Raw genomic sequence first — 22,787 nt, forward strand, 5'->3', positions numbered from 1 at the left:
CGGCCGGATCCCGGCCGGTCAACCCCATCACCCCTTCATCTTGAGATGGATCTTGGAGACCGGGAAATAACGCCTGTGGACATAGATGGCCTGATTGGGCCTCAGGATGCCTTTCCACTCGCCGTAGATGTCGATGTCCTCATGTTCGATGCCATAGCGCTTGACTAGGACGGAATAGATGCTCTGGTCATGGCGATGATTTTTATGGTCGCCGAAAATCGCGCTCTTGATGCAGGCGTAGAGGAACCCCTCGTCCACATAGCGCTGGAACCGCCCATTGGGCTTGTAGCCCTGGATTCCCGCGCATATCTGGTTGGCGTTCTTTTCCTCTTCGGACGCTCCCATGATCCTGAAGCAGAGATCGTGCGTCCAGGTCCTGTTCTTGTGGGAATCGCCGACGACGAAGATATGGTTCTGCTCGATCTTCTCGTAGATGTCCTTGATGTCCCGCACCAGCATCGCGCCGGAATCGAGATAGAAGATGTTGTCTCCGTAGGATGCCGCATCCTTGATGACGAAGGTCTTCCAGGCATACTGCTTGGGAGTGAGGAACTCGGGGTATATGTCGGACAACCAGGCCGGGAATTCCACGACCTGCACCTTGTGGCACCTGTTCAGCAAATCGACCTGTTCTCCTGAAAGACCGAGATTGTAGACGAGGATTCTGTCGATGGTGGAATCGCTCGTCGAATGAACAGTGCTGATCAGAAGAAGGCAGGATTCGTAGTAGGCGGAGTTGCAGCAGGTAACAAGGACATTCGACATCTTCAGCACTGCCCCGACACAGGAATTCTTCCGGAAAATTTGACCGACATTATCAGAAATCTCGCGGCATCAGCAACCCGGCGGGTTGACTTTCCTTCCGATCAACTCCTCGAACACCGCCTCGATCCGGTCGACCGAGCGGGCGACGGTGAAGTCGCGGGCGCGGCCGGACAGGGCCATGCGCAGCCAAGCATCACGATGGCGGGAGTTCTCCAACCGGCAGCGCTGCACAACAGGCAGGAACAGGCAGGCATCGTGCCGCCTGGGGCGTCGGGCAGGTCGGAGAGGGTGATTGTCATGACCGGGAGGAAAACCGCACCGCGGACTGCGGCACGGCCACTCTACAGCCTTTCATTCCCCTATCGAAAGGGGCGGTTGCTCCGGACCTTTTTTCTCACCGCCGGGCTCCGGGAGTGACCCGTCAGGTCATTCCCGACCCTTCGCCTTGAGCTGGATTTTGGAAACCGGGAAAGCGCGTCTGTGGACATAGATGGCCTGATCGGGCCTTAGAATGCCTTGCAACTCGCCGTAGATGCCTATGTCCTCGGGTTCTATGCCGTAGCGGCTGACCAGGACGGAATAGATGCTCTGGTCATGGCGATGGTTCTTGTGATCGCCGAAAATCGCGCTCTTGATGCAGGCGTAAAGAAACCCTTCATCCACGTAACGCTGGAACCGGCCGTTGGGTTTGTAACCCTGGATTCCTGCGGATATCTGATTGGCATTCTTTTCCTTCTCGGAGGCCCCCATGATCTTGAAGCAGAGATCATGGGTCCAGGTCTTGTTTTGCCCCCAACCGCCGACGACGAAAATGTGATTCTTTTCGATCTTCTCGTAGATGTCCTTGATGTCCCTTACCAACATCGCGCCGGAATCGAGATAGAAGATGTTGTCTCCGTAGGATGCCGCATCCTTGATGACAAAGGTCTTCCAGGCATACTGCTTGGGGGTGAGGAACTCGGGGTATATGTCGGACACCCAGGCCGGGAATTCCACGACTTGGACCTTATGACACTTTTTTAGGAAAGCGACCTCTTCGCCCAAAAGACCGAGATTATAGACAAGGATCTTATCAATAGTCGAATCGCTCAAATTATGGACAGTACTAATCAAAAGAAGGCAGGATGAGTAATATTCGGAGTTGCAACAAGTGACGAGGACATTTGTCATCTTCAATTTATCCAAAAACTAATAGGTATTTTCGGCAACAACTTTGACGACAATACCAAAAATCTTCATTATTGGCAACTTTAGAGGCCATCTTTCACTCTGGCCAGCTCCTCGAACACCGCTTCGATGCGGTCGACGGACCGGGCGACGGTGAAGTCGCGGGCGCGGTCGCGGCCGGACAAGGCCATGCGCAGCCAGGCATCGCGGTCCTTGACCAGGCTGCGCAGGCGGCCGGCAAGCGCCTCATGGTCCTCCGCCTTGAACAGCAGGCCGTCCACGCCGTCGCGCAGCACCTCGCCGCTGCCGCCGGTGCCGCTGCCGACCACGGTCAGGCCGGCGGCCATCGCCTCCACCTGCGAGATGCCGAAGGGCTCCTGGAAGACGCTGGGGAAGACCAGCACGTTGCAGCGGGCGAACAGGTCGGACAGGCCGCGGCGGTCGAGGAAGCCGGTGAAGCGCACCTTGCCGGCCATGCCGTGGCGCTCGATGAAGTCGCGGCAGCGGGCCGCCAGATCGGCGTCCGGCGCCTCCCCGGCGAAGGTGCAGTCGAAGTCGATGCCCTCGCGGTGCAGGATCGCAAGCGCGTTGATCAGCGTCTGCGGCCCCTTGTAGTTGACGAACAGGCTGGCGAAGGCGATGCGCAGCCGGTCGGTCGAGGGCATCGCCGCGCGGTGGAAATAATCGACGCGGGCGCCGGGATGGATCACCGTGGCGGGCAGGCCGTAGCCGCCGGCGACAAGCCGGTCCGCCACCCAGCCGCTGGCCGGTCCGGCGCGGTAGAGGGGGGAGCGGGGTGCCGTCTCCGGCGCGTAGCCGGGATTCTGGTTGCCCAGGCAGTGCAGAACCGGGACGCCCATCTGCCGGGTCAGCGGGTCGAGAAACTCAGTTCCGACCAGATCGAGGTTGCCGGCCAGACAGGCGTCGGCGCGGAAGTCGCGGGCGGTCTCCAGCACGCGGCGGATGTTGGCGCGGACCAGCGCGGCGCGATGGGCCGGATCGTCGTGGATGAAGGCGCGGCCGTCCTTCCAGGTGCCATAGAGGGTAAGCGAGCGGTCGACATGCGCCTCGATATCCTCGGTGCCGGCCATGCCGGGCCGGGCGAGTTCGGGCACGTCGGCGGTCAGCACCGTCACCGCATGGCCGCGGCGGATCAGTTCGGCCGAGAACTCCCACAGCTTGCGGCCATAGCCGCCGAACTCCTGCGGTGGGAACAGGTTGGTGACCACCAGGATGCGGCGCGGCCGGCCGGTCGACGGGGCGGCCGCCTGCCGGAACAGGCCGAGGTAGCGCTCCAGCCCCGGATGGCCGCCGGTGGCGGCGGCGAAGGCGGCGGCGTCCAAATCCGGAGCCGGGTCTGCGGTTCCGGCGAGACGGGCGGCACGCCGGGCCTCGCAAAGATAGACGAATGCCTCCAGCGCGCGTCCCGCCACCGCACACAGGCGGGCCAGCCCGGCGAGCGCATCCGGCTGCTGGCGGTCCAGCCCGACGGCACCCAGCAGAAACCGTTCCGCCAGGCTGTTCTCGCCGAAGCGGGCGGCCAGACGGGCGGCGCCGACCATCTGGTCGGCGGTCCTCAGCATCGGCTCCAGCGCCGTCAGGCGCGCACGCCGCAGATCCGGCGCCAGTCCCGCCGCCAGATCCGGATTGGACAGCGAGCGTCCGGCATAGCGCAGGGCGTCGGCGCACTGGAACAGGATGCCGCCGGGTTCGGTGGGCACGAAGCCCCAGCCGGCCAGATGGGCGGAGGCCGCGGCATGGTCGCGCGCCGACGCGGCGGGGCAGAGGACGAAGGCGCCGGACAGCCGGGCCATCCGGCGGTCGGCTTCGGCCCTATCGGAACCGGCACCCGGCCAGGGCAGCAGCGTCACCGCATCGTCCCGCACCCGGTCGGGGGATGGCGGCAGCGGCAGGGCAACCGGGGCGGCCTCGGCGTCCAGTGCGTCGCCCAATGCGGCGAAGGCCACCCGCGGCAGATCGCGGGCCATGAGGCGCAGGTCGGCGGCGAAGCCGTCCTCCGCGGCGGCATGGACGGTCAGCCGCGACGCGGTCAGCTGCAGCCGCTGCAATGCCTCGTAGGCGGCGAGGCGGCAGCGGAAGCCGGCGCTCCGGGCCGGCAGGGCCGACAGTCCGCGCCGTTCCCCGCGCACCTCCAGCGCCGGATCGACGCGGTCGTCCAACACCGCGGCGTAGAACTGGGCGCATTTGACCCGCGGGCTGTGGAATTCCAGCAGATGCGCCTGTCCGGCCCGGCGGATCGCCATCGCCTGATCCGGGTGGTCGAGGTAATGGCGGGCCATCTCCACCAGCTCGCCGGGCGAACGGTAGGTCGCGAGATGGCGGCCGAGGGTGAAGCAGCGCTCCAGACCGGCGTCGGGCGACAGCGCATCGGTCAGCAGGAAGCCGCCGGCGCCCAGCGCCTCGAAGACGCGCAGGTTGAGGTCGCCGTTCAGCGAGACGTTCAGCGTGATCTGCGAGCCGGCATAGATGTCGGCCGCCATTTCCGGCGGCGCCCGCATCGCGGTCAGCGGCAGCCCGGCTTCCGTCAGCCGGTCCAGCACATGACGCCGCCAGGGATGGAAGGCGCCGACCTGGCCGACGAAGGTGAGGGGGCGGTCGGGGACTGCGGGAATGTCGCGCCGGCGCAGCGCATAATCCACCGCCGGGATCCAATAGACGCGGTCGAACCCCGCCTCCAGGAAGGCATGGGCATGCTGGCGGGTGTGGTCGAGAACAACGGCGTCGAAGCTCTCCATCGCGCCATAGGCCAGCAGCGTGCGCAGCGGGCCGGCGAAATGGTGGGTGTCGCCGACCAGCAGAACCTTAGTGCCCGGCAGCCGGTCCAGCCCGCGGGGAAGGTTGCGCCGGGTGGCGTCGGCCTTCACCACGATCAGCTCCGGACGCTGGTGCGCCGGCAGTCGGGCGACGATGGCCAACAGATCATATTCGCCGGGCGGGGTGTTCAGCGACGCGAAGCCGTCGCCGGTTTCCACCGTCGGGCAGTCGGGCCCGCAGAACACCTCGCGCTCCGAGAACAGCGGCCGGCGGTAATAGTCGGGCGTGGCAAGGCAGCAGAACAGCGTGCGGGGAGCGTCGGCTGCCGGCTGCGGGAGGAGGGAGGCGGCTTGCGTGTGCGGCGGCATGAGGAGGTCTCGGACGCGGGTTGGGAAACGGCGGACCCTATGCCCGCCGCGCCATGGGCCGGACTCAGGAGGCCGGCGGCTCCCCCCAGCCGGGGACGGTGTCCGCGCCGACCAGCGGACGGCGGAAGCCGCCGCCGGCGATCTCCGCCCGGATCCGGTCGGGGGTCATCGACACCACCCGCTCATACTCGGCGGTGTTGTGGGCGTACCAGGGGTTTTCCGTGACCGAATTGGCCGACCGCGCATGGCTGAGATGGAGCAGCGGCCCCAGCGTCCGCTCCACCCGCTCGCCCAGCAGTTCCAGGCGGCGGTAGATCTCGAAATCCTCCCAGCCCCAGGAGACGAATCTCTCGTTGAAGCCGCCGAGCCGGTCGAACACCCGGCGGGCGAAGAAGACCGAGCCGCCGTAGGAGTTCTTGTAGAGCATCTCGTTGCGCGGATCGAACAGGTCGATCTGGGTCACCGCCAGCGTCCGCTCCACGCCGGGCACGAAGTCGGGGGCGACGTCGAAGAACAGGCCGTTGAACGGGCAGGCGAGCGCCGCGCCGTCATGGACGGCCTGCCGGGCCAGCACATACTGGGTCGGCTCCACCAGAACGTCGGTGTCCTGCACGACCAGGATCGGCGTGGCCGCCGCCGCCGCCATGAGGTTGATCTGCTTGGCCTTGTGCGTGTAGGGGCTGTCGTTGCCGGTCAGGTGGACATAGCCGTAGTCGGCGGACCCCAGCCCCAGTTCGGCCATGATGCCGGGGACGTCCTGGCGCTCCGGATTGTCCTCGCAGATCAGGATGTTGGTGTCCAGATACCGCCGCAGATAGGTGACCAGGATGCGCAGGTTGCGCCTGCGGTCCGGGGATTCGATACGGCAGGGCACCAGGAAGGTGACGTCGCGCAGGTCCAGCCGTCCGCCACGGCGCAGCGGCTCGCGCAGCGCCTGGTGGCGGGAGGCGAGCGACAGGGCATGGTCGAGCTGGGCCGCCAGCCCCTCATCGTTCGGCAGCAGCGACGCCGCGGTCTCGTAACAGTCGGCCGCGGTCCCCCAGCGGCCGGTCCACTGCATCATCTCGCCCAGCCGGATATGGGCCTGCGGCCGGTCGGGCCATTTGGCCAGGACCTTGCGGTAGGTGGCCGCCGCCGCCCCCAGCCTGCCCTGCATCTGCTGGGCGTAGCCCAGGTTCGACATCGCCTCCGGCTGGTCGGGCACCGCCACGAGGATGCTCTCGTAGACGGCCTCGGCCTCGGCCAGCCGTCCGGCATGGTGGTGCTCGACGGCGATGCGGAAGGCTTCTTCGAGGGTCGGCATGAAAGCTCCGTCGGGGCAATCCATCTGCCGGGCCGTTCGGGCGCGGGCAGGACGGCCGCTTACTTACCGCAGCCGCAATCGCGATGCACGGCCGAAGACAAACCGGCGGACCGGCGTCCCGCGCTCCTCACAGGCCGTATGCCCGCAGGATTTCGTCCCGCTTCGCGCTGTAGGGGCTGTTGCCGTGCTTTCCGGCGAGCGCGCCGGTCAGGACGAGCGGCAGCGCATCGGGGGCACGCGGCGGCAGGACGCTGTCCGGCCAGGCGGCGTGCGCCATCTCGCTCCCCAGCAGCTGCGCGGCGCGTTCGACGCAGGCGAACAGGGCGACCTGGTCGATCATCCAGATGTAGCAGCGGGCGAAGTTGGTCCGCAGGAAATCCGCGATCATCAGCAGCGTCAGATAGCCGCTGCGGCTGTGGCGGAAATAGACGAAGGAGGCGTTGTAGCGGCTGCACAGCGGCTCGCCGCGATAGTCGGTGTGGGCGACGTCGGCGGTGCCGGCGAGCCTGACGATGTCCTCCGGCTTCTCGCGGAACAGCACGTCGGCATCGCAGACGATCACGTCGGCCTTGTGCAGCAGCATCGCCTCCGCCGCGATGAGGAAGCGGGAGGACGCGTAATAGGGCTTGTCGATGGCCTCCCCCCGCAGCGCCCAGCGCTCGTGCGAGAAGGTGACCGGCATGGCGCCGACGATGCCCCGCAGCCGCTCGATCAGCTGGGCGACCTCCGCATCGCCGTTGACGATGTGGTAGTGGACGGCCACCGCCGACCCGAGCGCGTGGAGGTTCAGGATCTGCGCTGCGGCGTAGCGCTTGAAATAGGCGCCGTCCACCGACACCAGCACCACATGCCGTCCGGCCGGGGCGAAGGGCGGCGCCGCATCCGCCTGGGCCAGGGCCTGGGCCGCCCGGCGGAAGGACAGGGACGACAGGTCGATGACGCAGAGCCCGTCGCTTGCGTATTTTCCCTGCCGGAACAGGGCTTCGCCGAGCCAGAGATGGAAGATGGCGTTCTGGCAGCCGGCCGCGGCGCGGCCATGGACCTCCGCCAGGTCGGGGCGGCCGGCCTCGTTGAACAGGAAGGACAGGTTGGCATGGACCTGCGGCCGCAGGGGGGATGGCGCCGCCCGTTCCAGCGCCCGGCCGAGCAGGTCGATGCCCTGCCGGGGGATGGCCGGATCGCGTTCGAGGACCCCCATGCCGGCATAGGCCAGCCGGTGCGCCAGGGCGAGATACAGGGCCTCGTCATCGGGCCGGCAGCCGATCAGCGCGTCGGCAAGCCGGCCCCTCTCCACCCCGTCGCCGATCCGGGAAATCAGCAGCGCCATGATGTCGTAGAGGCGCTGACGGTCGCCGGCCGCCTCGATGGCGCAAAGCTCGCGGTCGAGGGCGGCATGGTCGATTGCGCAGGCCGCGGCGATGCCGCCGATCACCTGCCGGAATTTCTGCTGATCCATGCGCAAACCCGCCTGCGTTAAGGTGCGTGCCGAAGCTGAGGGCCGAAGATGGCTCTTTGCCCTGCTCCCCCCGACGATGCAAGAGCCCCTCGCTCCGGGGCCGGGCCAATGCCGAGAAGGTCGGGGCCGCCGGTCACAGGGCGTCCAGCCCGCGCAGAAGGCCGATCAGCCGGTGGGCGGCGGACCGCCAGCTGAAATTCTCCAGCAGACGCTCGCGGGCGGACATTCGGGTGCCGTCGGGATCGTCGATGACCGCGCGCAGCAGCCGGGCGGCTGCCTCCTCGTCGGGGGTCCACCAGTCCCGGCCGCGATAGCCGTCCAGGGCGGGGGTGACGCGGCTGGGAATCATGTGGGCCACCCGGCCGTCCAGATAGGCGCGATAGGCGCTGTGGTCCGGGGCCAGCAGGGTCAGCCCCATGGCGCCGGCCTGCGCCATCGGCAGGTCCCAGCCCTCGCCATGCGACATGCTCCAGTAATGGGTGGCGGTGGCGTGGAGCGACATCATGTCCGCATCCGACAGCATGCCCTCGATCAGGAACAGAGGGGCTGCCTGCTCCAATGTCCGGCCGATCTCCGCCGTCAGCCGGACCAGAAGATCGCGGATGCTGCCGGACGCCCCTCCCCCCTTGCCGGCCTTCAGCAGCAGGGCGGCGCCATCCTCCGCCCGCGTCGTGCGCAGCCACACCCGCAGCAGCCCCTCCAGGTTCTTGCGGCTGTTGAGGTCGGAAATGTTGAGGATGCGCACCGGATAGTCGGTCATCCGGCGCCCGTTCAGGCCAAGGAAGGCGGCGGGCGCCACCCGGCCGGGCTCCAGCGGTTCCACCCCTTCCGGGCAGACATGGACGCGGCCGGCCGGATGGCCGGCATTGAGCCATGCCTGGCGGGAGGAGTCGGTGGCGACGACGACATGGTCGTGGCGCCGGCTGTGCGTCGCCCACAGGGGCGGAATGTCGAGCGCCTCGAACACGGTGTAGTTGATCGTCTTCAGGTTTGGCACCGCCTCGACCACCAGCGGCGTGGTGAAGCTCAGCACCGCCTTGGCCCGCACCGGCCGATCGAGCGTGTGAAGGAGCGGATCGATCTGATCGTCGGGCAGATTGTCGACATCGTCATGGTTCAGGTCGACCAGCCGGATCCGCACTCCGGCATCGACCAGATGGCGGACGAACTGGCGGACCTTGTGGGCATAGCCGCTGTTGTCGCGGAAGGCGCCGCGGACCACCAGCCCCGGCGGCAGCGACGGGTCGGCGGCATCGCGGGCGATCCCGCGGGCGGTGGCGCCTCGCTCCAGTGCCCGGCGCAGCCGGGATGCGAATGCGCCGCCCGCCTCCAGGGCGGCGGCGCGGCGCAAAATCCGTTCGGCCTCGTCCAGCCGGCCACGGGCGAGCGCTTCGCTTCCCAGGGTGATCAGCGTCACGCCGCAGTCCGGCTCCACCTCCAGCTTGCGGCGGAAATGCCCGATGGCCTCGTCGAGCCGCCCCGAATCCTGCAAGGCGCGCGCCTGGTTGAAGAGGGCGGGGGCAAGGGTGGGAGCCAGCAAGAGCGACCGCGCCATCAGTGCAATCCCCTCCGCCTCGCGGCCGGCACGGCGCATTTGCAGCCCCAGCAGATGCAGGGAGTGCGGCTCGGCCGGCTCCACCGCCAGGACGTCTCGGTAGAGCGCCGCCGCGCGCTCCGGCTGGCCGCCGTTGTGAAGGGCGACGGCCTTGGTCAGGATATCGTGGATGGAAGGCATGGCCTGTCGGGAAAAACCGGGAATCGAGGCGCCGGTGCCGTCACCGGCATCGGTCGGGGAGTTGGCGGGGAAACTGGCAGAAAAGTTGGCAGGGGAGTTGGCGGGAGGCCGCCGAGGCCGGCCTTCAATCTAGGGGCGGCTCCGGCGTCCTGCCTGAATCGCGCGCCGGGCTGCGCATCGGGTTCTTGGGATCGAACAGGCCGAGGCGTTGCAGGGTCTGTGCGAAGCCTTCGGTCAGCATGGTGATTCGGTCGCTGATCTCCGCGATCTCGCGGGCGGAGATGACGGGAGCGTCGGTGGAGATGCGGCCATGGGCGCGATAGTTCAGGCGGATGGCGACATCGTCGGTCTCGCCCTGGATCCAGGAGCCGTGCAGGATCTTGTTGCGCTCCCGCCCCAGCTCCAGCGCCTCGTCGCAGCGGGCGATCAGGGCCTTGGCCTCGTCCGCGGGCAGGCGCAGACCGGCGATGGACTTCAGCGCATCGAAGCGCGCCTTGATCTGCATGTTGGAGGCAATCGGCAGGAAATCAGTGTGATCGGTGCCGAGAAGGCGCGAGATGCACAGCGAAACCATGTCTTCCAACTGCGCCCAGGACACGGCGATCATGCCGATCGCACAGTACATCTTCACGCTGAGGGGGCCCAGCCGGACCGTCCGCGTCGTCATAGGCCACCCTTGGCATCCCAAGCCCCGCCGCCGGGGCACAGGACCGAAAATAGGCTTTCCCGGCGGTCTGGGAAAGCCGTCATTGCGCGGCTTGCAGTTGACAGGCCCCCGCGATCCATAGGATGCACTGGCCGCTGCACATGGGGCACGCGCGCAGGGTCCGCCCCGTCCCGTCACCGTCGACGCGCATCATCGGTCACGCAAAGGTATTCCGCCCATGGATTCCCAGGCCACCTCCGCCCCCTCGCTGCACGGCTGCCTCACCGCCGCCATCGACGTCCTGCGGCGCACCATGGACAGTCTGGATCCGGCGCGGGTCGAGGCGGCGGTCGATGCGGTCGCCACCGCGCTGGGCGCCAACCGGGCGCTGCTGGTCTGCGGCAACGGCGGCTCGGCGTCGGATGCCCAGCACATCACCGGCGAACTGGTCGGCCGTTTCCTGAAGGAGCGCCGCGGGCTGAAGGCGATCTGCCTCAGCTCCAACGCGGCGGTCCTGACCGCCTGGAGCAACGACTATTCCTACGACAGCGTCTTCGCCCGCCAGACCGAAGCCTATGGCGAGCCGGGCGGCGTCCTGCTGGGCATCTCCACCAGCGGCAACTCGCGCAACGTGATCGCCGCCTTCGAGGTGGCGAAGCGGCTGGGCATGACCACCATCGCCATGACCGGCGAGGGCGGCGGCAAGATGGCTGCCTTGAGCGACATCCTGCTGGACGTGCCGTCGCGCTCCACCCCGCTGATCCAACAGGTCCACATCTGCCTGTACCATTACCTGTGCGAACAGGTCGAAGCCCGGCTCGCCTGAGCGCGTTCATGACCGCCCCCGTTCAGGAAACGCTTAAGCGGCAGGCGCTGGAGGCTTTCAACGCCGGGCGCCTGGAGGAAGCGGCAGCGCTTTGCCGCGCCCTGCTGGCGCAGGACGGCACGGCCGCCGACGTCTGGAACAACCTGGGCGTCATCCTGTCCGACCTGAACCAGCCCGACGGGGCGGCGGCGGCGCTGCGCAAATCCCTGGTCCTGAGGCCGGATTACGACAAACCCTGGGTCGGGCTGGGCAGCAGCGCCTACGGCGCCAACCGACTGGACGAGGCGGTCCGGCGCTGGACCCGGGCGATTGCCGCCAATCCGCGGCAGGACACCGGCGTCTGGTTCAATCTGGGCGTCACCCACCAGATGCGCGGCAATGCCGATGCGGCGGCCCTGTGCTTCGACCAGGCCGAACGGCTGTCTCCCGCCGACCCGCTGATCGCCAGCCAGCGGCTGCTGTGCCTGAACTACCTGGATCTGTCCGGCGAGCGCCTGTTGGCCGAACACCGGCGCTTCGACGAGCGGTTCGGCCGGCAGGACGGCAGGCTGCCGACGGCGGCACCGCACGCCAACCGGCCCGATCCGGAGAAGCGGCTGCGCATCGGCTACCTGTCGGTCGAGTTCCGCGAGCATCTGGGAGCCTATTTCCTGACGCCCCTGTTCGAGGCGGCCGACCGCAGCCGCTTCGAGATCGTCTGCTATTCGATCCTGCCGGACACCCATGCCGACGCCCACACCGCCCGCTTCAAGGCGCAGGCCGACGGCTGGCGCACCGTGGGCCATCTCGACGACGAGGCGCTGGCGGCGCAGATCCGTGCCGACGGCATCGACATCCTGGTCGACCTCGCCGGCCATTCGGGACTGAACCGTCTGCCGATGCTGGCCCGGCGCCCGGCGCCGGTGCAGGTGACCTGGCTGGGCTATCCCAACGGCACCGGCATGGATTCGGTCGACTACCGCATCGTCGATCCGATCAGCGACCCGGTCGGCCCGACCGACACCCATGCGGCGGAAATGCTGGTCCGGCTGCCCGCCCCCTTCCTGTGCTTCCGCCCGCCGGCCTCCGCCCCGCCGGTGGTTCCGCTGCCGGCAGGCGCCAGCGGAACCGTCACGTTCGGGTCCTTCAACAAGCTGTCGAAGATCACCGACGGCACCGTCGCGCTGTGGGCCGAGGTTCTGCGGCGGGTGCCGGACTCCCGCCTGCTGCTGAAGGACCGGCCGCTGTCCGACCCCGGCACCGCGGCGGCGATGCGCGCGCGCTTCGCCGCCGCCGGCATCGACCCGGCCCGGCTCGACCTCGTCGGCTTCATCAAGGATGCCGCCGGCCATCTGGCCGCCTACAACCGCATCGACATCGCGCTGGACCCGCACCCCTATAACGGCACCATCACCACCTGCGACACGCTGTGGATGGGGGCGCCGCTGGTGACGCTGGCGGGCAGCCGGCATGCCGCCCGCGTCGGCGCCAGCCTAATGGCCGCCGCCGGCCTGCCCGAACTGGTCGCCGGCACCCCCGAGCAATACGCTGCCATCGCCGCCAGTCTGGCCGGCGACCTGACCCGGCTGATGCGGCTGCGCAAGGGCATGCGCGAGCGGCTGCGGGCATCGGCGCTGTGCGACGAGGGGCGCTTCATGCGCAATCTGGAAACCGCCTACCGGCTGATGTGGCAGCGCTGGTGCGATCGGCGCCGGTCAGACAGTCAGTCCACAGGCGGCTGATCCACAGGCGGCCGATTTACAGGCGGTTGGCCCGCGGCCGGCCAGGCGAAGCCGCCCATCCGGTCCTTCGCCAGCCGCTGGAAATGCAGGAAGGTGAAGGGAACCGGGGCGCCGCCGTCGGTGCGGGTGCAGACCGGAATGCCGTCCGTCCCGAAACGGACGCTCTTCAGCCCATCGCACATGGCGAAGCAGCCGTCCGCATCGCGGATGTTGTGGTCGAAACCCTGGGCGATCAGACTTCCCTGCTCAAGGAAGCGGGGATCGGCGGCGGCGATCTCCATCAGCAGATGCATGTCGCTGACATGCGGCCGGCCGCCGATGCGGAAACGGTCGCCCAGGGCGTGCAGCCTCGGCTTGTCGGCGAAGATCTCCACGAAGCGGTCGCAGAAGAAGCCCAGCGCCTCCGGCCCCTCGAAGCAATTGGCCCAACTCCAGTTCCCGGCGATCCGCCCGGCGAAGGCGGCGGCGAACCGCTCCGCCGGGCGATAGAGCATGACGTCGCTGTCGAACACGCAGAAGCGTCCCAGCCCATGGCGAACGGCGAACTCTTGCGCGAAGAACCAGCGCCCGTAGCACATCGCCTCGTAGCCTTCGCCATTCACCGAAAGATGCTCGTACACCGCGTCGAAGCGGGGGTACGAGCTGATGTAGAGGCGGATGTCGGCCTGATGGACCGCAAAGGGCAGGTCGCGGATCTCGTCGATCAGCAGGATTACCGGGCTGTCGGGCGAGGCAAGCGCCGCCTGCCTCAGCGCGATGTCGACAACGGCCTTGTGGCCGATATGGACGAACAGGATGGGAATGCCGGGCTTGTCGAATAGGAGGTTGGGCATGGAAGGGCGGCTTCGTCTCACGGCAAGGGCTGGCATGGTAACCGTCCGCGGCGGCGGGAGGAACCGGTCTGTCCGCACCCTGCCTTGCCCCCTGCCCCCTGCCCCCTGCCTGGGCCGCCCTGCCTGCCCCTTGCTTGACAAGCCCGCCCTCCGGCTTTTACCGATAGCGCCGTCTTCCCCTTCCACCACATCGGACCGCCGCGATGAGCGAAGCGCCGTCTTCTTCCCCCGTCCCCGACACCGCATCCGCGGTGCACAGCGGGTCGGCCGACCGCTTCGGCTATGAGTGGGGCCGCTATGCCGAGCTGAAGGGTATCTACGAAGAGCAGTTCCGCCGCTGGACGCCTTTCCTCAAGCCGGAAGACTGGCGCGGCCTGACCTTCGTCGACGTCGGCTGCGGCATGGGACGCAACAGCCATTGGCCGATGAGCTATGGCGCGGTCGGCGGGCTGGCTATCGACATCGACGAGCGTAGCTTGGCGTCCGCCCGCGCGACGCTGGCGCCGCATTCGGCCATGGAAGTGCGCCGCCAGAGCGCCTATGAGTTGAACGAGGTGGAGCGCTTCGACCTCGCCTTCTCCATCGGCGTCATCCACCATCTGGCTCATCCGGAAACGGCGCTCGCCAACATGGTGCGCGCGGTGAAGCCCGGCGGGCGGGTGATGATCTGGGTCTATGGCCGCGAGAACAACGGCTGGATCGTCCGCTTCGCCGATCCGCTGCGCAAGGCGCTGTTCAGCCGCCTGCCGATCGGGCTGGTACATGCGCTGTCCCTGCCGCCGACCGCGCTCTTGTGGCTGGCCTTGCGGCTGGGACTGGACCGGCTGGAATATTTCCGCCTGATCCGCCGCTTCGACTTCGCGCATCTGCGCTCGATCGTCTTCGACCAGATGCTGCCGAAGATCGCCAACTACTGGACGCACGCGGAGGTGGAGGCGCTGATGACGGGTGCCGGGCTGGAGGACGTGCAGCTCACCTGGGTCAACGAGATCTCTTGGGCGGCGATCGGAACGAAGACCCACGACTGATCGCTTTGATTGGGTTTCATCCAACCGGCACCGCTTCAATTCGCGTCCACCAAGCGTCACGCCAGCCCCTTTGCCTGCTTGTATCCTCCGTCCTCACGGCCGCGCGCGGCCGATTCTTCCAACGTTTTTCGGCCACACGGATCGCGGCTGCGGCACGCTCGGCCGCCCCTGGCGCCACATCCGGGCGCTCGGCGTCCGGCAGGCCCCAATAGTCGAAGCTGCCGGTCATCACCGCAACGACGCGACGCATCTCGACCCGGACCAGATCGCCGGCTTCGCACGCGGTGTCGCGGTGCTCTGACGGACACAGGCCGGCGTCGACGGCCTGGGTCAGCGCGTGGGTGCTGCGGTCGAGGCTGGTTGCGATAGCCCGCAGCTCACGGAACGCCGCGCGCAGCGCCTCCACCTCCACCGGGCTCCATTGTGGCTGGCCCATCAGGTGCACCAGGGCCAGCGAGTGCAGCCAAGTCGCCGGGCTGGTGCCGTGCGCCCGGGCTGCCTCGGCCAGGGCCGCACGCTAGGCGTCCTTGAACCGGACACCGACTTGGTGACCTCGGCGCGGCCGGCGTCTGACCGTCCATCACCTGGAGGATGAGCTGCCGCAGCGCGGCCGAGGCGCCCCCCGCCCCCATCGGTCTGTAGCGCCCAGGCCTGGAACCGCTCGGCCAGAGCGGCGTCGACATAGCCTCCGACCATCTTCTGCCCTCCTTGCCCTTCCTCCATGCTCCCGATGTCCCCAAAGACCCGCCTGCGTTTGCACCGTGCAAAACCCGCGATGCACGCCGCTTCCCCATAATACTGAGTCTCTTATGAAATGACTTTCTGGAGCCAAAGCGGGAAGCAGAGGGATTTGATGCGGCCGGTTTCGGCGATGAGGGCGTTCCAGGCGTCGCAGCAAGCGTCGATGATGGCGCCCTGATCGGGAAAGACCCGCAACGACATCAGATTCTCGCGCAAGAAGAGCCAGACTCGCTCGACTAGGTTGCATTCGGGCGAATAGGGCGGCAACGGCACGAGGGTGAGGTTGTTGGGCACGACCAAGCTCTTGCTGGCGTGCCAACCGGCGCCATCGAGGACCATGACGGCGTGGTCGTCCGGGGCCAGGGTGGTGGCGAAGTCGGCGAGGAAGCGGCTCATGGCGATGGTTGACACCGTCGGCAGGACGAGGGCCAAGCCGTCCCCCGTTGTGGGTTCAACGGCGGCATAGAGATAAGTCCAGTCGAACCTCTGGTCGCACAGGCCAGGGGGACGCTGGCCCTTCAGCCACCAGCGATGGCACAGCCACCCCTTCTGCCCAAAGCGCGCCTCATCCTGGAAAAACACGCGCAGGCCCTTGCCCGGGTGCGCTTCGGCGGCCTCCTTCAGGGCGCTGCGAAGCCCCCTTTTTTTGAAGCTCTCCTGCGCTTTGCTCTCGGCTTCAGGTGAACGGGCCTTCTGGCGCGACAAGCCCAGCCGTCGCAACGTTCGCCCGACGCTGTGCGGATGAAAGGTTTTTCCGGCGCTCCTAAATGTCTAAACAACTTGGTGGATGCACCACTTAGACGTGGCTGGATATTGGACGCCGATACTGGCTGGTTTTTGGAAGCCGATTGATAGAAGGAGGCGCACCACGGCCTCAGAGGGGCACAGGTGCGCCGTTGGAGTGTAAAAATACGGCACAGGCCGCATCCGTCATGTTGCTGTTCGGGTTGCAAACAGCAGAAACTAATACACGGCGATGTGCCCTTAGGGCAGCAGACCGTTGCCAAATTTCACCGCCAGGATGATCAAACCAACGATAGCCGAGATGATGGCGATCGTGCGGTTGTTCTGCCTATTCATGGTCGCCAAATCCAGCGCCGTGTTTTTGATTTCAGTACGGAGGTGTGCCTCGGCTTCTTTGCAACGGCGGTCGACCCCCGTGAAGCAACCGTCGAGTTTGAGGTCGGCGATGTCCATCCGATGAAGAATGGCATCGATGCCTTTCCTGATCTCGGCCATATCGGATTGCATCCGCTGCCTCTCCTTGCATAGCTCGTCGAGAACCACCTTGAGCGCCTCTGCGGAGGCATCCACATTCTGTATGCCTGCCGTCCGAAGAGCCCGTGCATAGGCCATGGTATCCATCACGGTACCTGATCTCCTGGAAAATGGAACGGCTGTTGCCGTTTTCCAGTTGGTGAGAGGGCGTTGTCACGTTAACCCGACCGGAGGCAAGGAGAGGGGTTAGCAGTGCCCCAAAGACACCTGCTACGCAATTTGGCGGGCGCACGTCTCCTATTGCCAGAGGGCGAAAGCCTCAGCCCGGTGGGCCCGATATTCTGAAGCAGTCATGAGGTGGCAACGCGGATAGCAATGCTGGTGAATAGGTCCATGGGGCTAACAGGAACCGCTGAGCTTGGCGCGGTGATACGTGATCGGGGATGACCTACGCTTCCAAATCGATGACCGCAACAGTCCGAGATCGCGGTTGCCGTCCTTGTCCTGAACCGCATGCTCCACCTCGGACGCTGTCCGCGTTGTGTGATCAGGAACACCAACCCGCCAGCATCAGCTTTTGCTGCCTCCATGCAGCAGCGTCGCTGGCCGACGGTCCCATCAGCGTACGCGATGAATGCGGTGTCGTGCTTTCGTCGCAGCCAATCAGCGTAGGCGCGCGCCCAGGTAGACTTGCCGGTGCCGCCCTTGTCGCTGATCACGAGAATGAGTTTCTTGGACATCACATAGTCTCCTGAAATGCGACGTTGTCTGACGCTGTGCCAGCTCCATTGTGAGAGCGTCTGGCAACACATACCGGTGACGCCGGCGCGGTGGTTTGAAGGTCTGCAGGCACCGGTGATGCCGGCGATGTGGTGGGAAGCGAAGGGACTGTGGGAGACGCCTGAGCGGCAGACATGTCCACCATCGCGCCTGCATTTTGTTCTGAGGGCAATACCTCGCCGGCTGCCGAAGGCGACGGCGCTGAGGCATTATCGACGCCGGTGCCACCGGACATCGACGGCAGTTCTGCACTCTGTGCAGGACCTGAGCCAGTCTCGTGTGGTTGAGGCCGTGCACCTGCATTGCGTGTTCGTCGGCGGGCAGTCTTAGGCCGTGAACCGCTGACATTAACGTCGTCGGCATCGAAGTAGCGCCGAATGGTTTTCACAGAAACACGCGTGAACACTTCGTCTAGATCGCGCAGTATCTCGACGGCGTCATCGAGTGAGTAGCCGTTGTTCAGCGCCGCATCGATCTTTGGACGAAGACGCTGAATCGCCCCGCTTATCGGTATGTTCTCGGGCTCTTTTGGTGGCAACTGGCTTAGCCGTTCTGCTGCCTTATCAACGACAGCGATGGTCACATAGTGTATGCGAGCGGGCATGTGTCAGACACCGAGTTCATGATTAACATGATCGGGAGACTAGGGTACCGACCCGAGCAAAGTCTCCCCTGAGAAGGTTGCCCGTGAGTGCACATTGCGGCCGCATAAAGGCCCAGTGCATCGTGCTTGCCAGTCGCCATAGAGAAATGCGAGTGAGCATATCAAGGCCACCGTTGCGGGCGGGGCGGCTATCAGCAAAGCGTGACCACAAGCCCGCATCCCGTCTGCGTGCGCTCCATCGTTTGCGCCAACCGATGGTGCACAAGCGGCCACACTGGGCCGCATGACTCAAAGAGTAGCGCCGGGCCTAGCGATCCAGTGCCACCGGTCTGCTGACCCGGTTGTGTCGTCTGTACGAACGGTAGAAGCGCCCTCATCCGTCGTGACTGCAACGCCGTCGCGCGAGAAGGCCGTCAGACAAAGGCACATATCAAGCAACCGGCGTACACGACAGTGGAAAGCGCAATAACAGCGTTACACCGGACAGTACAGGGCGCATGTCGCCACCGGTCAGTATCACGGTGGAAGGCTCCATTATAACGGCGTTCGCGACACCAATGGACGCCGTTGCGCCGTCCTTTCGGCCGAGTAGGCGACGGCCTGCAGACACGTCGGTTGCAAAGTGGAGCGCCAACGGGATGTGCATATGGCGCGGGGAGACGCGCTATAACGAGCAAACGGAACCCCGCCGGCGTCACGCGCCCGTCATCAGTGGCGACGGTATAATTGCCGCATCGTGGAGTGATTGGACCTAAGGTTTGCAATGAACAATGGCGTTGGCAGAATGCGGTGTTCGCGCCGTTGCTGTCGTCTGTCATGCCATCAAGCGACCGCGTATTCCGACAAAAGGCGAAGACGTGCGGGCGCCGTCAGTGGCAACGTGGGTGCTTTAGCGGCACGCATCCTGGATTGAGCATGATGCAATGGCGGCACCCATGCGAACAGCAAAAAAGCTCTCGTCAGTGTACGAGTGTGCGTTCCAAAAGGGGATGTAGCCGTAGAGCCAGCGCCGTATATGGAATGAGCCCCGGCCAAGTCGTGTATGGAATGAGCCCTTCCACCAATTCATATATGGAACAAGCTCCCCTTGTTCCATACAATTAGGAGTATGGTATATGGGAGGGGATACAGAAGCAGCAGGAAGGGGTGCGACCGATGCCAACCGAGGACGTCTATTGGGCGATATTGGCAAACGTCGAGCAGGAGCAGCAGCGCCTGTTGGCGGAAGCCAGGGCAGTGGAGGCGCAGGTCCGCCTCGTGCATTTCGAGGCCCGAGACCGGCGGGATAGTAGCGAGTGGGGGAGCTATCTGCCCTACATCAGAGAGTTGGCGTCTGGGGTAGGGTGCTACTGGGCGGTCCTAACGTTTTACGGGCCACTAACCAAGCGGAAGATGCGCCTGAAAGAATTTGGGCGGCGGCAGAAGTATCGCTACTCGCCGTCGCAGTTTCCGAAGGCGAGAGGGTGGGAGATTGACGAGATCATCCGGGCGGAAAATGTCTTCGAGAAGATTCGGAGACGCACAGCGCTGTTGGGCACGATCGTGCAGATGGTGAAAGGGACCGGCAGCGCGGAAGGGGTCGTGTTTACGAAGGAGCCGCCTCGGGACCTTGCGGCGAGCACCACGGGTGTGTACCAGAGCGTGCTCGAAGGCTGGCAATCCCCTGGGCGGTTGAACGCTGTGTTGGACAACGAAAGCTAGTTGGGACAGGGGTTGCATTTCCAGGAAGCCTTCCGCCAACCTAACATGGCCGCAACATCCGGCTCGGGCAGGATCGCGCCACGCCGAAGGGCCCCTCCGGCGCCAAGGTCCGGTCCGGAGACGCCGCGGCCAAGAGTAAGCGGTGTTTTCAGGCCACGGCGGTTTCGGCCTGCCGGGCATAGCTCCAGGGCAGCAGTTCATCGAGCCTAGTGATTGGATGCCCGTCGGCGAGTTTAGTCAGGACATCGGCGAACCAGGTCTGCGGATTGACGCCGCTGAGCTTGCAGGTTTCCACCAGCGACGCGACGGTGGCCCAGTGTTCACCGCCGCCGTCGCTGCCGGCGAACAGAGCATTCTTGCGCGTGAGGGCCAGCGGGTGGATGCTGCGTTCCACGCTGTTGCTGTCGATCTCCCCCCGGCCGTCGTCGAGGAACAGCGTCAGCCCCTCCCAGCGGCTGAGCGCGTAGCGGATCGCCTCGGCCAATGTCGATTTGCGCGACACCGTCGCCAGCTGCTTTTCCAGCCACGCCTTCAGTTCCGCAATCAGCGGCGTTGAGCGGGCCTGGCGCTCCCGGCGGCTCGCCTCGGGGTCACGGCCGCGGATCTCCGCCTCCACCGCGTACAGCTGGGCGATGCGCCGCAAGGCTTCGCTGGCGATCGGCGCCGAACCGCCGGTCTGGAGATCATAGAAGGCCCGGCGGACGTGCGCCCAGCAGAAGGCGAGGCGCACGGCTCCGCCCTCGGCCAGTTTGCGATAGCCGGCATAGCCGTCGACCTGGAGCACGCCGGTGAATCCCCGCAGGTGTGCCACTGGCCGTTCCGCCTTGCGATCAGGAGCATAGACGTAGGCCACCGCCGGCGGCTCCGGTCCGTTCCAGGGGCGATCGTCGCGCGCGTAGGCCCAGAGCTGGCCGGTCTTCGTGCTGCCCCGTCCGGGGTCGAGCACCGGCGCCGTTGTCTCGTCAGCAAACAGCTTGCCCGACGCCTTCAAGTTGGCCAGCAACCGCTCATGCAGGGGCCGCAGGTACCACGCCGCCCGACCGACCCAGTCGGCCAGGGTGGAGCGGTCGAGATCGACACCCTGGCGCGCGTAGATCTGGGCTTGGCGGTAGAGCGGCAGGTGATCGGCAAACTTGGACACCAGCACGTGGGCGATCAGCGCCTCGGTGGGATGCCGGCGTCCACGATGCGCGCCGGCGCCGGGGCTTGCACGACGCCCTCCTCGCACTGGCGGCAGGCGTATTTCGGTCGGCGGGTCACCAGCACCCGGAAGCGGGCCGGGACGAGGTCGAGACGCTGCGAGACATCCTCGCCGATGGGGTGCAGCGTGCCGCCGCAACACGGGCAGGTCTTGTCGGCGACATCGATGAGAATCTCCTCGCGTGGCAGATCGGCCGGCAGGTTGCCGCGGTTCACCCGACGCCGTGGCGGCGAAGGGGCCGGCTTGGTCGCCGCGGAGCCGGCGGGCTCGGCCTCCTTGGCAGCCAGCGTCTGCTCCAGGTCCTCCAAGGCCAAGGCCAGCTGGTCCGGATCAAGGCGCTCGGCCCGGCGGCCGAAGCGATGACGCTGCAGCTCCCGGATGATCTGGCGCAGACGGGCGATCTCCTCCTCGGCCGAGAAGCGGGCCGCCGTCAGCTCCGCGGCATGCCGGAGCCGTTCGGCCAGCAGCAGGGCACGCAGTTCGTCAGGATCGCTGGGAAGGGTTTCAGGCGCGGTCGTCACGTCCACCAGTATAACGGCGGCTTGTGCAGTCCTCGCCTGCGAAGCGGTGGCCGAGTCGCTGTGTCGCAGCTCAACCGGCGGACGTCGGCCGAGGCACCCGCACGCCCCGTACCCGGGTCCAATCCAGACCCTCCACGAGTGCCGAGAGCTGAGCCGGGGTCAGCCGGATCACGCCGTCGCGGATCGCTGGCCAGCGGAACTGGCCGGCCTCCAATCTCTTCGCGACGAGAACCAGGCCGGTGCCGTCCCAATGCAGGAGCTTGACCCGATCGGCTCGCTTGGAGCGGAAGACGTAGACGACCCCGCTGAAGGGATCCGCCCCCATCTGCTGCACCAGGGCGGCCAGCCCATCCATGCCCTTGCGGAAGTCGACCGGCTTGGCGGCGACCAGGACCCGCACCGCGCCCTCGATGCCGATCACCGCGACGCCCTCACCGCGCGCAGCACCGCCCTGACGGTGGCGCCGTCCATGCCGGCCGGCACGCGCACCATCGCATCGCCGATCTGCACCTCGATGGCCGGGGGCTCCTTCGGCATCGGCGTGGCGGAGGACGGTGTGGTGTCCAGCACCACTGGGGCGAACACCATGCCCTCCTGGGAGCGGCTGGCGGTGCGCGCTTCCCGACGCCAGCCGAACACCTGCTGAGGCCGCAGTCCATGACGCCGGGCCACTTCGGAAACCACCGCTTCGGGCACCGCCGCCTCGGCCAGGATCCGCGCCTTCTCCTCCGGCGACCAGGTCCGGCGGCCTACATCGCCCGTGATTACTTCCATGCGGCGCACCTGCACGGGCTCCGGGTCAAGCGTAAGGTCGAGCGTAGACACAAACCGTTCTCCCGATCATGCGATCCGGGAGACTCGCTCCGCCTTGATCCCGCCGGAAGGTGGGGACAGAACACCGCATACGGCCAAGACGCCGGAAGCGATGGTGAAGCTGACCGGCCGCGCCTGGGGCGTTGCCGGCCATCTGCTCGCCCAATTCGACTACATCACCCGCAACGGCAGCCTGCCCGCTGAAACCCACGACGGCGAGTGCATCACCAAACGCGCGCGGCTGCTCGCCCTACACGACGACTGGCTGCTGGCCAACGCCGTGGGGGCCGGGATGCGGCGAATGCCGCGCAGAGCGTCGCCCTCACGCTGTCCATGCCGCCCGGCACCCCACCGACCGGGTGGAGACCGCAGCGTGGCGGTGGGCGCACGACACCTTCGCCGGCACCCACGACTGGGTCATGGTCCGCCACGACGACACCGGACACCCCCACGTCCACATCGCGGTTCGCGCGGTCGGTGCCGACGGCCGGCGGTTGGCGCCAGGTCCCGCCGACCTCCAGCATTGGCGCGAGCGGTTCGCGCTTGAGCTGCGGCGCCTCGGCGTGGTGGCTGAGGCCCCCCCGC

At 66.5% G+C, this 22,787-nt stretch carries 16 protein-coding genes and 2 pseudogenes; 4 read left to right on the forward strand and 14 right to left on the reverse strand.

The annotated features are described in order from the left end of the window. Positions 1-27 precede the first annotated feature (27 nt). The 7 genes from TSH64_RS00040 to TSH64_RS00070 form a co-directional block, all read right to left on the reverse strand. Complete coding sequence (locus tag TSH64_RS00040) at positions 28-765, reverse strand: hypothetical protein (protein WP_146207949.1); 738 nt, start codon at positions 763-765, stop codon at positions 28-30. 426 nt (positions 766-1,191) lie between these two features. Next, entirely contained in the window at positions 1,192-1,857 is a 666-nt protein-coding gene (locus TSH64_RS00045; protein ID WP_146207950.1) for a hypothetical protein, read from the reverse strand. Positions 1,858-2,015: 158 nt separating this feature from the next. Beyond that, on the reverse strand, positions 2,016-5,075 hold the full coding sequence (locus TSH64_RS00050) for a glycosyltransferase (RefSeq protein WP_109095124.1): 3,060 nt from the start codon (positions 5,073-5,075) through the stop codon (positions 2,016-2,018). Positions 5,076-5,139: 64 nt separating this feature from the next. After that, positions 5,140-6,378, reverse strand: coding sequence for a glycosyltransferase family 2 protein (locus TSH64_RS00055; RefSeq protein WP_158285307.1), 1,239 nt, complete (start codon positions 6,376-6,378; stop codon positions 5,140-5,142). Positions 6,379-6,505: 127 nt separating this feature from the next. Then, complete coding sequence (locus tag TSH64_RS00060; RefSeq protein ID WP_109095126.1) at positions 6,506-7,834, reverse strand: hypothetical protein; 1,329 nt, start codon at positions 7,832-7,834, stop codon at positions 6,506-6,508. 133 nt (positions 7,835-7,967) lie between these two features. Next, on the reverse strand, positions 7,968-9,569 hold the full coding sequence (locus TSH64_RS00065; protein WP_109095127.1) for a tetratricopeptide repeat protein: 1,602 nt from the start codon (positions 9,567-9,569) through the stop codon (positions 7,968-7,970). A gap of 124 nt (positions 9,570-9,693) precedes the next feature. Next, the gene (locus tag TSH64_RS00070; RefSeq protein ID WP_247872667.1) at positions 9,694-10,236 is read right to left on the reverse strand and encodes a hypothetical protein; all 543 of its coding nucleotides are present in this window, start codon (positions 10,234-10,236) and stop codon (positions 9,694-9,696) included. Between the two features lie 217 nt (positions 10,237-10,453). On the opposite strand from TSH64_RS00070, the gene TSH64_RS00075 reads away from it, so the two are divergent. Beyond that, positions 10,454-11,041 (forward strand): SIS domain-containing protein, encoded by a 588-nt coding sequence (locus tag TSH64_RS00075; protein WP_098734555.1) that lies wholly within the window; start codon positions 10,454-10,456, stop codon positions 11,039-11,041. Between the two features lie 8 nt (positions 11,042-11,049). Continuing rightward, a complete protein-coding gene (locus TSH64_RS00080) occupies positions 11,050-12,762 on the forward strand; it encodes a tetratricopeptide repeat protein (protein ID WP_109095128.1) in 1,713 nt (570 codons plus the stop codon). Here TSH64_RS00080 and TSH64_RS00085 read toward each other — a convergent pair. Further along, on the reverse strand, positions 12,744-13,595 hold the full coding sequence (locus TSH64_RS00085) for a hypothetical protein (RefSeq protein ID WP_109095129.1): 852 nt from the start codon (positions 13,593-13,595) through the stop codon (positions 12,744-12,746). The genes TSH64_RS00080 and TSH64_RS00085 overlap by 19 nt on opposite strands. 203 nt (positions 13,596-13,798) lie before the next feature. Between TSH64_RS00085 and TSH64_RS00090 the strand changes: the two genes are divergently transcribed. Beyond that, positions 13,799-14,623 (forward strand): class I SAM-dependent methyltransferase, encoded by an 825-nt coding sequence (locus tag TSH64_RS00090; RefSeq protein ID WP_109095130.1) that lies wholly within the window; start codon positions 13,799-13,801, stop codon positions 14,621-14,623. Positions 14,624-14,639: 16 nt separating this feature from the next. On the opposite strand, the gene TSH64_RS00095 is transcribed toward TSH64_RS00090, so the two are convergent. The 3 genes and pseudogenes from TSH64_RS00095 to TSH64_RS00105 form a co-directional block, all read right to left on the reverse strand. Beyond that, positions 14,640-15,059 carry a hypothetical protein gene (locus TSH64_RS00095; protein ID WP_146207951.1) on the reverse strand — a complete coding sequence of 140 codons (420 nt, stop codon included), beginning with the start codon at positions 15,057-15,059 and terminating at the stop codon, positions 14,640-14,642. 371 nt (positions 15,060-15,430) lie between these two features. Continuing rightward, positions 15,431-16,108 (reverse strand): annotated as a pseudogene (locus TSH64_RS00100) (IS630 family transposase); the annotation flags it as partial. Positions 16,109-16,348: 240 nt separating this feature from the next. Next, positions 16,349-16,732 carry a hypothetical protein gene (locus TSH64_RS00105; protein ID WP_146207952.1) on the reverse strand — a complete coding sequence of 128 codons (384 nt, stop codon included), beginning with the start codon at positions 16,730-16,732 and terminating at the stop codon, positions 16,349-16,351. Between the two features lie 2,389 nt (positions 16,733-19,121). Between TSH64_RS00105 and mobI the strand changes: the two genes are divergently transcribed. After that, complete coding sequence (gene mobI, locus TSH64_RS00110) at positions 19,122-19,667, forward strand: conjugative transfer protein MobI(A/C) (RefSeq protein WP_109095134.1); 546 nt, start codon at positions 19,122-19,124, stop codon at positions 19,665-19,667. A 148-nt stretch (positions 19,668-19,815) separates the two neighbouring features. Here the strand turns inward: mobI and TSH64_RS00115 are convergent. The 3 genes and pseudogenes from TSH64_RS00115 to TSH64_RS00125 form a co-directional block, all read right to left on the reverse strand. Further along, positions 19,816-21,389: pseudogene (locus TSH64_RS00115) on the reverse strand (IS66 family transposase). Positions 21,390-21,459: 70 nt separating this feature from the next. Next, entirely contained in the window at positions 21,460-21,810 is a 351-nt protein-coding gene (gene tnpB / locus TSH64_RS00120; protein ID WP_109095135.1) for an IS66 family insertion sequence element accessory protein TnpB, read from the reverse strand. Beyond that, positions 21,807-22,163 carry a transposase gene (locus TSH64_RS00125; protein ID WP_109450337.1) on the reverse strand — a complete coding sequence of 119 codons (357 nt, stop codon included), beginning with the start codon at positions 22,161-22,163 and terminating at the stop codon, positions 21,807-21,809. Before TSH64_RS00125 ends, tnpB begins: the two co-directional genes overlap by 4 nt. Positions 22,164-22,787 lie beyond the last annotated feature (624 nt).

Origin of the sequence: Azospirillum sp. TSH64, assembly GCF_003116035.1 — a bacterium.
Lineage (GTDB): Bacteria > Pseudomonadota > Alphaproteobacteria > Azospirillales > Azospirillaceae > Azospirillum.